Here is a 14,685-nt window from a genome sequence, read left to right on the forward strand (position 1 = left end):
GACCTTGATTCGCCGCCTGACTTAGTCAGGCAAAATCTCTGCAGCACGGTCTCTTCTGCAAGTTCACCGCAGCGTTGACGCTGCAAATTACCCGCGACATCTTCATGCCGCTTCCCCCTTTCGGGGGAAACACGGATGACGCATTCCTTAAAAAGCTATATATTATCAAGGTTGCATTTCTTCCGGAGGAGTGGACTTATGTCTGAGGAATTCAAGCTCTTTTCACCCTGGCCTATGTCCGGGGATCAGCCTGAGGCTGTCGAGCGGCTTGTCAGGGGATTTGAAAAACAGGGGGCTGTGCAGACACTGCTTGGGGTCACCGGCAGCGGGAAGACGTTCACTATGGCAAATGTCATCCAGCGGCTGCAGAGGCCTACTCTTGTAATGGCCCACAATAAGACTCTGGCTGCGCAGCTTTACAGCGAGTTCAAGGAATTTTTCCCCGAGAACTCAGTGAATTATTTTGTCAGTTATTACGATTATTACCAGCCGGAGGCCTATATGCCGGCGCAGGACATTTATATTGAGAAGGATGCCTCTGTAAACGAACGCATCGAGAAGCTTCGCCTTGCCACGACAAAGGCCCTGCTCGAGCGGCGCGACGTCATCGTAGTTGCCAGTGTATCGTGCATATATGGCCTTGGAAAGAGAAAGAACTATGAGGATGCCATTTTTCGTTTCGCAGTAGGCGAGCAGTGGGACCGCAGGACTTTCATGACGAGGCTTCTGGACAACTACTACCAGCGCAACGACCTGGTGCTCCAGCCCGGAAACTTCCGGAGCAGAGGAGAGTCGATGGAGATCTATCCGGCATACAGCGACACCGCCGTCAGAGTCATCTTCTTCGAAGACGAAATAGAGCGCATCGAGGAGATCGACCCGGTAAGCGGGAAGGCTGTCCTCAGCAAAGATCACACAGGGATATTCCCTGCGCAGCACTATGTGACCTCTTCCGATGCCATAAACAACGCAGCTGAGCTTATAGATAAGGAATTGACAGACAGAGTCACAGAACTTGAGTCATCAGGCAAGATCGTCGAGGCCCAGAGGCTCAAAATGAGGACCAAGTATGACCTCGAAATGCTGCTTGAGGTCGGATACTGTTCAGGGATAGAGAACTATTCCCGATTTCTGGATGGCCGCGAACCGGGAGACGCGCCGGGAACACTGATGGACTTCTTTCCCGATGATTCATTAAAATTTATTGACGAGTCGCACATGACGCTTCCCCAGGTCAGGGGAATGTACAACGGCGACAGGGCGAGGAAGGAAGTGCTGGTCGAACACGGATTCAGGCTTCCCTCCTGTCTCGACAACAGGCCCCTGAAATGGGAAGAGTATGAGCCCCTGCTTAAGAACGCACTCTTTATATCCGCCACTCCGGGTGATTATGAGTTCGCCCATTCGGAGAAGGTCGTCGAACAGCTTATACGGCCTACGGGTGTAACAGACCCCATAGTTGAGGTCCATCCTGCCACGGGGCAGGTAGATGACCTTCTCGCAGAGGTACGTCCGATAATAGACGCAGGGCAGCGGGTGCTGATATCAACTCTTACAAAGCGTTCTGCCGAGGACCTTGCTGAGTACATGGCTGAACTGGGAATAAAGGTCCGGTACATACACTCCGAGCTTGATACGTTTGAGCGGGCAGAGTTGCTTCGTGACCTGAGGCTTGGCGTATTTGCGGTGCTTGTCGGTGTCAACCTCCTGAGGGAAGGCATAGACCTGCCGGAGGTCTCGCTCGTCGCCATCCTGGATGCCGACCGTGAGGGATATCTGAGGTCCCACAGGTCGCTGATACAGATGATAGGAAGGGCGGCAAGAAACCAGGCGGGGAAAGTAATACTCTACGCCGACAGGATAACCGACAGCATTGAGGCTGCAATGAAGGAGACAGAAAGAAGAAGAAACCGCCAGATAGCATATAATGAAGAACACGGAATAATACCACGGACGATATCAAAGGCCGTAAAGGATCTCCTGCCCGCGGAACTCATCGGGGAAAACGGCTACGCAGGGATGAGGGCGGCTTCCCCGCTAAGGGGCGACGAGGGTACGCCTGACATACATGAACTTGAAAGGCAGATGTGGTCCGCGGTCGAAAAGCTGGACTTTGAGACGGCGGCTGAACTCAGGGATACTATACAGAGACTGAAAGGCGATGCGAAAATTGGAACAAAGCATAAAAATTACAGGGGCCAGACAGCACAACTTAAAAAACATAAACGCAGAAATTCCTAAAAACAAGCTTGTTGTGGTCACCGGGCCTTCGGGCTCCGGCAAATCCTCGCTTGCGTTCGATACCATATATGCAGAGGGACAGAGACGATATGTGGAATCACTCTCCTCATACGCAAGGCAGTTCCTGGGGATGTCCGACAAGCCCGATGTTGATGACATAAGCGGGCTTTCTCCGGCCATATCCATAGAGCAGAAGGGGTCGGGGCACAATCCGCGGTCAACGGTTGGGACTGTAACAGAAATCTACGACTATCTGAGGCTTCTTTTCGGGCGAGCCGGTACCCCGCACTGCCCAAGCTGTGGCAAAGAAGTTCGCCGTTACAGCGTGGACGAGATAGTTGACAAGATCTACAGAGATTATGACGGCAAACCCCTTGAGATTCTTTCTCCCCTGATCAAGGGTAAAAAGGGAGAGTATAAGAATCTTCTCATAAAGCTCCGTCAGCAGGGGTATCTAAAGGCCAGGGTGGACGGGACGGTGCTTTGGCTTGAAGAGGATATCGATCTTGACAAGAAAAAAAAGCATTCGATCGAATGTGTGATCGACAGGCTAAGAGTAAGGGAAGAGAACCGCCAGCGCCTCTCAGAGGCTGTCGAAATGGCGATGAAACTGTCGGAAGGTTTTGTCCTTCTTATATCCGAAGGCATGGAGGACCTGGAACTTACAGAAAAGTACATATGCCCGGACTGCGAGATCAGCCTTCCGGAGATCGAGCCCAGGCTATTCTCATTCAACAACCCATACGGCGCCTGTCCCGACTGTTCCGGGCTGGGCGTACACCTCCACTTTTCTGAAGATCTTGCGGTAAACCCTGATTACCCGATCGGTGACGGAGGTTTCTTACCCTGGAAGAGCATGAAGTACATGATCCAGAAGGCTGAACTTCTGGCTGCCCGACACGGGTGGGATCTTTCAAAACCCTTTAAAGATCTTCCGGAAGGGGCTAAAGATGCACTTTTGAACGGGTCCGACGAGGTCATCCCGATGATATTCAGCGACAGAAACGGCGACTGGGAGTACAACGGACATTATCCGGGACTTTTGCCGTGGCTGGAGAAACGGCTGGGGGAAACTGAATCGGAAAGCTACAGGGAAGAACTGCTTCGCTACCGCGCGGAGGACATATGTCAGACCTGCAGCGGGGCAAGGCTGAAGCCCGAGGTGCTTGCGGTAACACTTGGCGGATACAATATTGCACAGCTTACGGAGATGCCTATTGAGGAGCTCATCAAAATCCTGGATTCGATGGAGCTGGGGGCCAGGGAGCAGAAGATAGTAGGGCAGGCACTGACAGAGGTACGCAAAAGGCTCGCTTTCCTCAACAACGTAGGGGCGGGATATTTGAGCCTTTCCAGGCGGGCGGACACTTTGAGCGGCGGGGAGAGCCAGAGGATAAGGCTTGCGACCCAGATAGGCTCACAACTGACCGGTGTGCTTTACGTGCTTGACGAACCGACGATCGGCCTGCATCCGAAGGACACGAACAGGCTTCTTGATACGCTGAAGGATATCAGGGATATCGGGAACACTGTCATAGTCGTTGAACATGACAGGGATACGATGATGGCGGCAGACTACATCCTGGAACTTGGTCCCGGTGCGGGAGAGAACGGCGGCGACCTTATCGCCTGCGGCAGCTACTCTGACATACTCAACGGAGACACCCCGACGGCTCTCTACCTCAGAGGTGAGGCAGACGGCACGTACAGGCCCAAACTCAAAAGAAGGAAGCCTAAGGGCAAAATCAGGGTGACGGGATGCCGTGAAAATAACCTTAAGAATATTGACATAGATGTCCCGCTCGGGGTATTTGCCGCGCTCAGCGGAGTTTCAGGCTCGGGCAAAAGTACGTTCTTATACGAGATACTCTATAAGGGGCTGAAGGGAAGGTTTGACAGGGAATACAGGGACCGCGCAGGGAAATTTGAGAGCATATCCGGATATGAGTCCCTGAAAAACGTTGTCCTCGTCGATCAGAGCCCGATAGGTCGCACGCCGCGCTCGAACCCCGCAACATACACGGGCGTCTTTACCCCGATAAGGGAGTTTTACGCTCAGCTTCCCGAATCAAAACTGAGGGGATATCTGCCGGGGCGTTTCAGCTTCAATGTAAAGGGCGGACGCTGCGAGTCCTGCAAAGGTGACGGTGAACTTAAGGTCTCAATGCTCTTCCTGCAGGATGTATATGTTAAATGCGACGTCTGCAAAGGGACAAGGTACAACAGGGAGACTCTCGAAGTGAAGTACAAGGAGCTCTCGATAGCTGATGTGCTCGATCTCACCGTTGACGAGGCAGCGGAGCATTTCAAGGACATTCCCAGGATCGCCAACAAACTGAAGGTAATACAGGAAGCGGGGCTTGGCTACATCAGGCTCGGACAGCCAGCGCCGACACTGAGCGGCGGCGAGGCGCAGAGGGTGAAGCTGGCCACGGAACTCGGCAAGAAGTTCAGGGGCAACACCCTCTATCTTCTTGACGAACCGACGACAGGCCTTCACTACAATGATGTGAAGAAGCTGCTGAAGCTGCTGCACAAACTGGTCGACCACGGAAGCTCAGTCCTTGTGATAGAACATAACCTGGATGTGCTTGCATCGACAGACTATATTATGGATCTCGGCCCGGAAGGAGGACGAAGGGGCGGGGACCTTATCGCAAAGGGAACTCCCGAGGAGATCGCCGCTTCCGGCGGACCTACGGGAAAGTACCTCGCGGCATTCTTCAACGACACGAGGGAAGGCAGGAAGGCCGGATGAGGGAAGAAAAGGCAACAATAAACGAAGATATATGCTGGGGAAGAAACCCGGTATTCTCACTGCTTGAGGAGTCGCCTGAGAGGTGCATGAAGGTGATCATCTCGAAGACAGTCCAGCCCCACATAAGGGCCAGATTGCAGGAACTCTGCCGGTCTGCCAACATCGTCCTCCAGACGGTCGAATCCGCTGCAATGGACAAGATGACCGGCAAGGAGAACCATCAGGGCGTAGTTGCTTACATGGCTCCGATGAAGCTGTGGGAGGCGGAGGAACTCATCCAAATGCTTCCAGAGGCGCCTGAGCCTGCCATGGTCATCCTGTGCGACCATCTTCAGGACCCGCACAATCTGGGCGCCGTCATAAGGAGCGCCGAAGCAGCGGGTGCGTCCGCAGTGATGATACCCAAACGGGGAGGAGCCCTTCCCACGGGGACAGTCGTCAAGACGAGCGCAGGGGCTGCGCTGAGGCTGCCTATAGCAAAGACAGGCAATGTTTCCCAAACAATAAGGCTGCTCCAGGAGGCCAACTTCTGGGTGGTGGGCCTTTCAATGGACGCAGAGGAGACCCTCTTCAAGGAAGACATGCCCCCAAGGCTGGCCATAGTGATAGGCGCAGAAGGCGCCGGCCTGGGCCAGTCAGTTGCAAAGTCATGCGACGAGCTGAGGTATATACCCATGGCCGGAAAGACGGGGTCGCTGAATGCATCCGTGGCGGCGGCACTTGCACTTTTCGAATACACTCGCAGCAATTGGGGCATCTCGGAGCGCTAACTTAGCAACATTTGCGATCCTGCGCTTAGACGTATGTCCAATACGCCTTCGCTTGGACCACTGCATGTTGCGTCGCTATCATCTCCGATCTGCCCCAATTGCGGAAGGTACTTCCGCCGTTGAATTTGTCCCTTGCCCCTTGGACATGCTCAACAAAGGCAAAAAGTGTGCAATTGGGATTTAGAGTGAGTGATAACGACGCAATACGTAGCGGAACATGCCGAAGGCGTATACCAATACGTCGAAGTGGGGATCCGCAAGCCTTGCTAAGTTAACGCTGCTATAAATCACAATTGCTTGCTTTTTTGGGGATTAATGCTACAATTTATATACTAATTCAGGGGCAAGTTCTGGAAGAGTGGGTCGTGCCCACTCTTCTTGCTTTAAGGGGGGTGCCTGATGGAAAAGTTCAGCCTCAACGACATTTACAGCGGACTGAGAGAACGGATCGAGTCGCTGGGTTACGACTGTGTCGGGCTTGAGAACGTGACCGAGGACGAGATGAAGATCCTCCGCATCTATGTAGACCTTCCCGGAGGAGTCAACCTTTCGGACTGCGAGGCGGTCGCCAGGGAGGTCAACGTTTATCTTGACGGAATGGAAAGTTACCTTCCGGAGAGATATTACCTTGAAGTGAGTTCACCCGGTATCGAAAGGCCCCTTTTCACTTTGGAGGACTACAGGGCTTTTTCAGGCAGAGAAGCTCAGATCTTGCTGAAGGGCGGCAAAAAGGTTTCGGGGATCATAAACGGCGTTGATGAAGAGAGCAGAGTCCATCTTCTTTCAGCAGACGGAGAGAGTTTGGTGCCATTTTCTGACATAAAAAAGGGGAAGCTCGTATATAAAGAGGAAAAGGGGCAGAAAAAGACTTTCAAAAAGATAAAGAAAAAGTAGGAGCCTTAAATAAGCCTGCTTCTTACAAAAAAGAATTAGCGCGACGGAATAATTCATGAGAGGAGTCTAAATAGATGCAGCTTGGGAAAGACATCAGGAAAGTGCTTAAGCAGATAGAGGAAGAGAAGGGGCTTTCAGAAGAGATCATTGTAGCAAGCCTTGAGGCCGCAATGGTATCTGCTTATAAGAAGTACAAGGGCGGGAATCAGACGGCGGAGGTCCACATCGACCTTGAGAGCGGCGATTTCACCCTTTATGAGGTGAGGATGGTCGTAGACGGTGAGACGTCCGATGAATCGGAGATATCCATAGCCGAGGCAAAACGGAGGGGAAACGACGACGTAGAGGTCGGCGATGTTATAAGGAAGGAAGTATTTCCGGAAGACTTTGGCCGTATCGCTGCACAGACTGCCCGGCAGGTGATCATACAAAGGTTGAAGGATGCAGAACGCCAGGTGATCTACGAGCAGTTCTCGGACAAGATCGGCAACATAATCACAGGGACGATATTCAAGGCTGAAGGTGATCAGATCCTTGTCCGTCTCAACGAGAAGACTGAAGCTATAATGCCCAAGGAAGAGCGGATTATCGGAGAGAAATGCCTTCCCGGCTCAAGGATGAAGTTCTATCTGCTTGACGTAAGACAGACCACGAGGGGCCCGCGTATAATCGTTTCGAGGACCCATCCCAAGCTCCTTCACAAGTTGCTTGAACTTGAAGTGCCGGAGATACAGGACGGCGTGGTCGAGATCCGCAACATAGTCAGGGAGGCAGGGACCCGCGCCAAAATTGCCGTGGCGAGCCTTGATGCGAACGTCGAACCGCTGGGTGCCTGCGTGGGCAAGCAAGGAGCCCGCATCAAGTCGATCAGCAACGAACTGCACGGAGAAAGGATAGACATCATCGTCTGGAGCCAGGATATCCTTACATATATCAGGAATTCCCTCTCTCCCGCGAAGGTGCTTAAGATAGAACCTCTGCTCGACCAGGACCGCTCTGTACTTGTCTATGTCCGTTCCGACCAGCTCTCTCTGGCCATAGGGAAGGCCGGACAGAACGTCAGGCTTGCGGCGCGGCTTACCGGCTGGAAGATAGACATCAAGGTCAAAGAAGATGAAAAGCTTCCGACGATGAAAGATCTTTTCGAGGATCTTAGCAGCGTCATCGAGGATCAGGAAGACGAAGGATAGAGGACCATGGCGGGTGAGGAACGCAGGACTGATAAGAGAAAGCGTCCCCGCACCTGCGTAGGATGCGGCGAAGAGTCTCCCAAGCGGGAACTTATGAGGATCATAAGGACTCCAGAGGGCGAAGTTCAGTATGACTCCACGGGGAAGGCGAATGGCCGCGGAGCTTATTTGTGCAGGTGCAGCGATTGTGTGGTGCTCGCTAAGAAAAAAAAGGCCCTTTCGAGGGCCCTCAGGACAGAGGTCAGCGAAGATGTATATGACAGCCTGCTGGCGCTTTGTGCCGGGGAAGATGGGGAGGCCTGAGATGTCTCAGTCAAAAAATGAGGAACTGATGAATATACTGGGGCTTTCCAGAAGAGCAGGGATCCTTCTGATAGGACAGGATCATGTATTTGCCGCCGGCAGACACAATGAAAAGCTGGTAGTCATAGTTACATCTGACTGTTCAGCAAGTGTTCTGCGTTCACTGAAGCCAAAGGTGGAGCGCGGAGAAGCAGTTCTGCTCAAATTGGATGATACGGATAGGACCGCCCTGGGATCACATCTCGGGGTAGGATCAGCACAGGTCGTCGCACTTCCTCAGGGCGGACTGGCTAAAAAAGTTTTGGCAATTTATGACAGGAGTGATGCCGATGAGCAAAATAAGAGTATATAATCTCGCGAAAATGTTTGAGATGAGCAACACGGAGATGGTGGACCTGCTTACAGAGATAGGGGTCAGCATCAAATCGCATATGAGTTCGATCGACGAGGAAGTTTACCAGCTGGTCGAAGAGGAACTCAAAAGAAGGAAAGAAGAGGAAGAAAAGAAAGCGGTAGAGGCCATAACTACATATCCGGTGGTGAGGATCGAAGAAGGCGCCTCTGTATCGGATGTTGCCGCGAGCATCGGTGAAAAGCCGGGAAGCGCGGTCAGGATACTGATGTCAGAGGGACTTATGGTGCCTGCAACAGTTGCTGCAGACGAGAAGATACTTGAGATCCTTGGAAAAGGCTTCGAGAAGCACTTCGTATTCGGAACGCTGGAAAGACAAGAGGCCGTTGAAGAGAGGCATGGACCTAAGGAAGTAAAGAAAGAAGAGAAGCCTCTTTCAGCCAAGAAAGGGATCAAAAAGGGGAAGGAAGCTGTTGCCAAAGACCCCTCCGACCTGCCCTTCAGGCCTCCCATAATAACTGTCATGGGCCATGTTGACCACGGTAAGACGACACTTCTGGACTACATAAGGAAGACAAGAGTGACAGAGAAGGAAGCAGGCGGGATAACGCAGCACATAGGCGCCTCAAGGGTAAATTATGAAGGAAACACCCTGGTATTTCTTGACACACCGGGCCATGAGGCCTTTACCTCGATGCGCGCCAGAGGAGCACAAGTGACTGATATCGCTATTCTTGTAGTCGCTGCGGACGACGGCATCATGCCCCAGACCATAGAAGCCATGAACCATGCTAAAGCGGCCGGAGTTCCCATCGTTGTCGCTGTCAACAAGGTAGACAAACCCGCAGCCAAGCCCGAGAGGGTACGCCAGCAGCTTTCCGATTACGGACTCGTCCCTGAGGAGTGGGGCGGGGACACGATCATGGTGGACGTCGCTGCGAAAACGGGTGTAAACGTAGACCAGCTGCTTGAGATGGTGATACTGGTCGCCGAAATGCAGGAACTGAAGGCAGATCCGAACGCGGCACCCGAAGGGACCGTAATCGAAGCCAACCTTGACAAGGGAAAGGGTCCGGTAGCTACTGTCATAGTACAGAACGGGACGCTTCGCCGAGGGAACATAATACACACCGATACAGCCTGGGGAAAGATCAGGGCAATGATCGACGACTCCGGACGTAACGTTGACAGCGCGGGGCCAAGCATGCCCGTTGAGATCCTCGGACTTGAGAACGTGCCCCAGCCCGGAGAAAAGTTCTCGGTCATAGGATCCGAGCGTGAAGCGCGCGACATAATGTCACACTATGAGCTTGAGAGAAGGGAGCAGGACCAGGGCAAGTCAAAGCGTCTGACCCTTGAGGAACTCTACGAAAAGATGCAGACAGAAGAGGTCCCTCAGCTGCGCATAGTCCTGAAGACAGACGTACAGGGATCGCTTGAGGCGTTCCACTCTTCGCTCATGAAGATGAACACCGAAGCTGTCACTGTAAATATTGTTCATGAAGGTGTCGGAAGGATCTCGGAATCCGATGTCATGCTCGCATCAGCTTCAAACGCGATAATAGTGGGTTTCAATGTAAGGCCGGACAGCAACGCTAAGAAGATCGCCGAAGCTGAAGGGATCCAGATACGCCTCTACCAGGTCATCTATGACATGCTGGACGATGTCCATGCCGCCATGGAAGGTATGCTTGCGCCCGAACTGCGCGAGAACACACTTGGGACCGCAGAGATAAGGGAGATGTTCAGGGTGCCTAAGGTCGGCAATATAGCGGGATGCCGTGTCATGGAGGGCCTTCTCAAGAGGAGCGCTAAGGTTCGTCTGATACGCGACGGAGTTGTCTTCTGGAACGGCGAGCTTTCAAGCCTCAAGCACTTCAAGGATGACGTCAGGGAGATCCGCGCAGGCAATGAATGCGGACTCAGTTTTGACAGGTTCCAGGACTTCCGTGTAGGCGACGTGATCGAAGCTTACGAGATAGTCAAGGAAAAGAAGACTCTCGACTAAGGTACAAACATGCCTTTCTGGATAGGAGTCGCCAAGTGTTCACTGAGGCTGCCCTATGCGGGAAGCCTCAAGGAACGGAGGCATATCGTCCGCTCGATAGTGGACGGCGTGCGGATCCGTTTCAGCCTTTCTTGCTCCGACCTGGGACCTGCAGATAAATGGCAGGATGCAGAACTCGGCTTTGCCGGAGCCGGGTCTTCCCCTTCCGAACTTGAAGAGAGGCTCAGGAATCTGGAGAGCTTTCTCGCAAGGAAGGAAGGGGAGGGAGAGTTTGAGACGGTACGTTTTGACTGGGAGGTTTTCGCCTATGGTGACTTATAGGATAGACCGTATAAACAAGGAGTTTCTGAGGGCGATATCGGAGATGCTCCAGAGCCGCATAAAGAAAGAGGGCGTCAGTGAAGCCATCCTCACAAAGGTTAATACGTCAAAGGATCTAAGCTATGCAAAGGTCTTTTACACCCTTATCGACACCTCCCGACGCGTAGAAATACAGAATGCCCTTGACTCCGTTGCCGGACAGATCAGATCTATGCTTGGCAGGGAGATGCACCTTCGCACGATACCGGAATTTCACTTCCTGTATGATGATTCCGAAGCCAAGGCCAGAGCGATGGACGAGCTGCTTGACAGGGTCGCCGCGATGGAAGCAGAAAAAAGCCACCGGGAGACAACTGATAATGGGTAAGGCAGCAATGAGAGAAATAATTGAAAAGTTTGACTCCGGCGAGAAATGGGTGATCCTTTGTCATGAGAACCCTGATGGAGATACTATCGGCTGTGGGCTGGCGCTCTATTCGCTTGGAAAGAGGCTTGGGAAAAACGTACGTATAATGGGCAGGGATCCCTTACCTTCAAGGTATTGGTTCCTTCCTTATTACAACGATTTCGAATGCTGTAAAGAGATCAGGGGAGATGATGTGAAGGATGCCCTGCTTATCTGTGTCGATACAAGCACTGCTGCGAGGAGCATGCCCGGTCTGAAAGAGGTCCTTTCATATGCCGACAGTATAAATATCGATCATCACGGAGACAATCATCTCTACTGCAGACTCAATCTGGTCGATCCTGATGCGTCGGCTTCAGCCGAGATAATAACCGATCTGCTCACCGAAGGTGGGTGGGGGATCGAAAAGCGTGAGGCCATTTGTCTTTACACAGGTCTTTCCACCGACAACGGCAATTTCAGGTTTGGGACGACAACGGCCAGAAGCCACCTCTGTGCGGCAAGGCTCCTGGAGGCTGGAGTAGAGCCTGCGATCATTGACGAGTATGTCAACGAAAACATGACTCCCGAGATACTTAAGCTCTGGGGAGTCGCCTACACGAGGACCGAGATCTTTTCCAACGGCAGTGGAGCTCTCTTTTGGCTGAGGAAGGAAGATTTCACCTCCGCCGGAGCAGACTCAAGCGCCGTTGACGGACTGGTCAACGTCCTGCTTCGGATCACCGGTGTCAGGGTGGCGCTCTTCCTGACAGAAGTTAACGGAGAGAACAAGGTCAGCATTAGGACAAAGGCGCCCTACTCAGCCAGGGATATTGCCTCCGCATTCGGCGGCGGCGGCCATCTTCAGGCAGCAGGAGCTAAAATCGAGGGCAACTTTTGTGATGTCATAGACTCTGTGAAGTCAGAGGCGGAGAAATATATACATGACAGGACTTTTGCTGCTAAGTAAGCCGGTAGATATGCGCAGCACTAAATGTGTCGAGTTGGTGCGCAATAAGCTTGGCAGGAAGACCAAAGTAGGACACGGAGGAACCCTCGATTCCACGGCCTCCGGCCTTCTTATTATCCTTGTAGGGGCAGCTACCAGGCTCAGCAGTTTCGTAATGGACATGCCCAAGTGCTATGAGACGACAGCATCCCTGGGTGTCGAGACATCGACGGATGATGCTTCCGGCGAAGTGATCAGACGGGATGAATGGAGACAAATAAAGGAAAAGGATATCGACCTGGTTCTCGCATCCTTCATGGGATGGAGGATGCAAGCCCCTCCGGATGTATCAGCTGTCCACATCGATGGACGCAGGGCACATGAGCTTGCAAGGGAAGGTCATGAGGTAAAAACTGAGAAGAAGCCGGTCTTTTTTTGCTCCATTGTCAGGACGGGAGAGATCTCCGAAGAGGGCAGAGTCTCATTCAGGATAAGCTGCAGGAAAGGAACATACATCAGAAGCTTCGTAAGGGACCTTGGACGGATGCTTGGATGCGGAGCTCATGTATGTGAACTTAAGAGGGTGAGCTGCGGGCCATTTAAAGTCGATGGTGCGATCGATGCAGCCTCACTTGAGGAGAGAGCAAGGGAAGAAATTACAGATAATCTTCTCCGGGTCGAAAGCCTTTCTCCGGCTGCTGCCACATACCTCTGCGGCGAGGAAGAGGCGGATAGGCTCATAAACGGACTTAACGTCCCACTGCAGAAACTTAAAAGGGAGAATTTTGCCCGATGGTCGACGACAGCGGGAGAGGTCGTAGTAAGGTCCGGAAAGATATTTTCAATATGCAGATTCAGGGACAACTGCAGATCATACGATCTTTTGCCTGCAGTAAACATAATCAGCGACAGGAGTAATTGAAATGATTTTTGCACTAGGAGCCTTTGATGGATTTCACCTCGGTCATCAGCGTCTGCTTGAGACCGCTAGAGAGCGTGCGATAAAGTCTGGCAGGGAATGGGGAGTCATTACCTTTGAGGGACACCCGCAGCTGCTTTTTAATAAAGATTCATTCAAACTTCTCTTTACCCCCGAAGAGAGGGAAATGCTGATCAGGTATCTTGATATTCCTGTCGTGGACAAGATCCCATTCAACATAACACTGGCAGACATGCTTCCGGCGGACTTTTTAGATCACATCTCAAAGAGGGTCCCGATAGACGGGCTTGTCATAGGAGAAAACTTCCGGTTTGGAAGAGCCAGGATAGGCACCCCGGAGATGCTGTCCGGATTATGTGAAGAACGTGGCTGGAGCCTTGACGTGATAGGATCTTACAGGCTGAACGGCGGGATCGTAAGCAGCACGACAGTGCGGGAGGCTATATTGAGAGGACAGGTAGAGGCTGCGTGTGAAATGCTCGGCTACCCCTTTATGATCCAAAGCAAAGTCATAAAGGGTGACGGCAGGGGAAGGGTGCTGGGTTTTCCGACTGCTAACCTCTCACTCAGGCCAAACAAGATATATCCTGCAAGAGGCAGCTATGCCGGTTTTTCACATATAAACGGCTTTTGGTATCCCATTGCACTGAACATCGGATATAACCCGACTTTTGAAGCAGCAAGGGGCCTTCACTGCGAAGCTCATATCGTGGGTTTTGAAGGTGATCTTTACGAGAAGACGATAACTCTTCACATCATTTCCAGAAACAGGGAAGAGATGAAATTTGCCGGTGCAGATGCTCTTGTCCATCAGCTGAAGAAAGACATAAAACATGCCAAAGGCAAAGCTGCCGAATACATGAGGGACAATGCCAAAATGCTGGATAAGTTTGCCCGGCTGGCTCTTTGACAGGCGGGGCCAGCTGACGTATTATTGTCCGGTGTGACAAGTCAGGTGAGACTGCATATACAATTGTGAAGCTGCGAATAAGGTGGCGTGAAGTGATAGTTAAGCAGTTTAAGGGCGGATAAACGATAGTCAAACGGTTGTGAGGGCACATGGGCCAGGGTCGGGGAATTTGCAGCCTTTGGGCTGCGAAGAATTCGCGGTCTTCGGTTGCTGGAGAATTCGCTCGCTTCGCATCGCGGAGAATTGCGGCCAAAGGCCGCGGAGGCTCAAAATTACCGTTGTTTCTGCCATTAGCCTAACTCTCTGTCGTTTCCGGACGCTTCCCCCCTGATCAGGAGAATGCCGTTTCCTGTTAAGGAAACATCTAAAAACTCCTTAGCATTCGAACTATTTCGAATGCGCTTTGAGATCGGGAATCCAGCGTCTTTTGGTTAGGTTTTGAAAAGCCGGTGAAATACTAAGTTCAGAGACACTCGTATCCCCAAGTGCTTAAATCGGGATCCAGCGGCTTCGGTTTAAAGGTTTTTAGATTTTACAACTGCTTAGCGACCGCTTAGCTATTGCTCAGCAACCCGCTCAGCCGATTTTTACGACTGCTTGCCAACTGCCAGTCTTTACAACCGCTTCACCATTGTTTCACGCGGTGCTGAGCACCGCAGTTTCA

At 52.1% G+C, this 14,685-nt stretch carries 13 protein-coding genes; all 13 read left to right on the top strand.

All coding sequences use genetic code 11. The features are described 5' to 3' along the window. Positions 1 to 198: 198 nt before the first annotated feature. The 13 genes from uvrB to ribF all read left to right on the top strand — a co-directional run bounded on the left by uvrB (position 199) and on the right by ribF (position 14,021). Positions 199 to 2,241, top strand: coding sequence for an excinuclease ABC subunit UvrB (gene uvrB, locus OLM33_07555; protein MCW1713514.1), 2,043 nt, complete (start codon positions 199 to 201; stop codon positions 2,239 to 2,241). Beyond that, the gene (gene uvrA, locus OLM33_07560) at positions 2,171 to 4,999 is read left to right on the top strand and encodes an excinuclease ABC subunit UvrA (protein ID MCW1713515.1); all 2,829 of its coding nucleotides are present in this window, start codon (positions 2,171 to 2,173) and stop codon (positions 4,997 to 4,999) included. Before uvrB ends, uvrA begins: the two co-directional genes overlap by 71 nt. Further along, a complete protein-coding gene (rlmB, locus tag OLM33_07565; GenBank protein MCW1713516.1) occupies positions 4,996 to 5,769 on the top strand; it encodes a 23S rRNA (guanosine(2251)-2'-O)-methyltransferase RlmB in 774 nt (257 codons plus the stop codon). The genes uvrA and rlmB overlap by 4 nt, the downstream gene beginning before the upstream one ends. Before the next feature lie 399 nt (positions 5,770 to 6,168). After that, positions 6,169 to 6,663, top strand: a complete 495-nt coding sequence (locus OLM33_07570; protein MCW1713517.1) for a ribosome maturation factor RimP — start codon at positions 6,169 to 6,171, stop codon at positions 6,661 to 6,663. Positions 6,664 to 6,737: 74 nt separating this feature from the next. Further along, positions 6,738 to 7,853 (top strand): transcription termination factor NusA, encoded by a 1,116-nt coding sequence (nusA, locus tag OLM33_07575; GenBank protein ID MCW1713518.1) that lies wholly within the window; start codon positions 6,738 to 6,740, stop codon positions 7,851 to 7,853. Between the two features lie 6 nt (positions 7,854 to 7,859). Next, positions 7,860 to 8,156 carry a YlxR family protein gene (locus tag OLM33_07580; GenBank protein MCW1713519.1) on the top strand — a complete coding sequence of 99 codons (297 nt, stop codon included), beginning with the start codon at positions 7,860 to 7,862 and terminating at the stop codon, positions 8,154 to 8,156. A gap of 1 nt (position 8,157) precedes the next feature. Beyond that, on the top strand, positions 8,158 to 8,508 hold the full coding sequence (locus OLM33_07585; GenBank protein MCW1713520.1) for a hypothetical protein: 351 nt from the start codon (positions 8,158 to 8,160) through the stop codon (positions 8,506 to 8,508). Further along, complete coding sequence (infB, locus tag OLM33_07590) at positions 8,486 to 10,516, top strand: translation initiation factor IF-2 (GenBank protein MCW1713521.1); 2,031 nt, start codon at positions 8,486 to 8,488, stop codon at positions 10,514 to 10,516. The genes OLM33_07585 and infB overlap by 23 nt, the downstream gene beginning before the upstream one ends. 9 nt (positions 10,517 to 10,525) lie before the next feature. After that, complete coding sequence (locus OLM33_07595) at positions 10,526 to 10,837, top strand: DUF503 domain-containing protein (protein MCW1713522.1); 312 nt, start codon at positions 10,526 to 10,528, stop codon at positions 10,835 to 10,837. Continuing rightward, positions 10,824 to 11,204 (top strand): 30S ribosome-binding factor RbfA, encoded by a 381-nt coding sequence (gene rbfA / locus OLM33_07600; protein MCW1713523.1) that lies wholly within the window; start codon positions 10,824 to 10,826, stop codon positions 11,202 to 11,204. The genes OLM33_07595 and rbfA overlap by 14 nt, the downstream gene beginning before the upstream one ends. Then, positions 11,197 to 12,192, top strand: coding sequence for a bifunctional oligoribonuclease/PAP phosphatase NrnA (locus OLM33_07605; GenBank protein ID MCW1713524.1), 996 nt, complete (start codon positions 11,197 to 11,199; stop codon positions 12,190 to 12,192). The genes rbfA and OLM33_07605 overlap by 8 nt, the downstream gene beginning before the upstream one ends. Beyond that, on the top strand, positions 12,167 to 13,093 hold the full coding sequence (truB, locus tag OLM33_07610; protein MCW1713525.1) for a tRNA pseudouridine(55) synthase TruB: 927 nt from the start codon (positions 12,167 to 12,169) through the stop codon (positions 13,091 to 13,093). The genes OLM33_07605 and truB overlap by 26 nt, the downstream gene beginning before the upstream one ends. Before the next feature lies 1 nt (position 13,094). Further along, entirely contained in the window at positions 13,095 to 14,021 is a 927-nt protein-coding gene (gene ribF / locus OLM33_07615) for a riboflavin biosynthesis protein RibF (protein ID MCW1713526.1), read from the top strand. The last annotated feature ends 664 nt before the right edge of the window (positions 14,022 to 14,685 follow it).

The sequence above is a fragment of the Synergistaceae bacterium DZ-S4 genome (assembly GCA_025943965.1).
In the GTDB taxonomy this organism is placed as follows: Bacteria; Synergistota; Synergistia; order Synergistales; family Synergistaceae; genus Caenicola; species Caenicola nitritireducens.

Excerpts from the sequence above, each read along its gene's own strand:
- OLM33_07580 (MCW1713519.1), top strand. The coding sequence starts at position 7,860 with ATGGCGGGTGAGGAACGCAGGACTGATAAGAGAAAGCGTCCCCGCACC.
- uvrB (MCW1713514.1), top strand. The coding sequence starts at position 199 with ATGTCTGAGGAATTCAAGCTCTTTTCACCCTGGCCTATGTCCGGGGAT.
- ribF (MCW1713526.1), top strand. The coding sequence starts at position 13,095 with ATGATTTTTGCACTAGGAGCCTTTGATGGATTTCACCTCGGTCATCAG.
- rbfA (MCW1713523.1), top strand. The coding sequence starts at position 10,824 with ATGGTGACTTATAGGATAGACCGTATAAACAAGGAGTTTCTGAGGGCG.
- infB (MCW1713521.1), top strand. The coding sequence starts at position 8,486 with ATGAGCAAAATAAGAGTATATAATCTCGCGAAAATGTTTGAGATGAGC.
- OLM33_07595 (MCW1713522.1), top strand. The coding sequence starts at position 10,526 with ATGCCTTTCTGGATAGGAGTCGCCAAGTGTTCACTGAGGCTGCCCTAT.
- OLM33_07570 (MCW1713517.1), top strand. The coding sequence starts at position 6,169 with ATGGAAAAGTTCAGCCTCAACGACATTTACAGCGGACTGAGAGAACGG.
- truB (MCW1713525.1), top strand. The coding sequence starts at position 12,167 with ATGACAGGACTTTTGCTGCTAAGTAAGCCGGTAGATATGCGCAGCACT.
- rlmB (MCW1713516.1), top strand. The coding sequence starts at position 4,996 with ATGAGGGAAGAAAAGGCAACAATAAACGAAGATATATGCTGGGGAAGA.
- OLM33_07585 (MCW1713520.1), top strand. The coding sequence starts at position 8,158 with ATGTCTCAGTCAAAAAATGAGGAACTGATGAATATACTGGGGCTTTCC.
- OLM33_07605 (MCW1713524.1), top strand. The coding sequence starts at position 11,197 with ATGGGTAAGGCAGCAATGAGAGAAATAATTGAAAAGTTTGACTCCGGC.
- nusA (MCW1713518.1), top strand. The coding sequence starts at position 6,738 with ATGCAGCTTGGGAAAGACATCAGGAAAGTGCTTAAGCAGATAGAGGAA.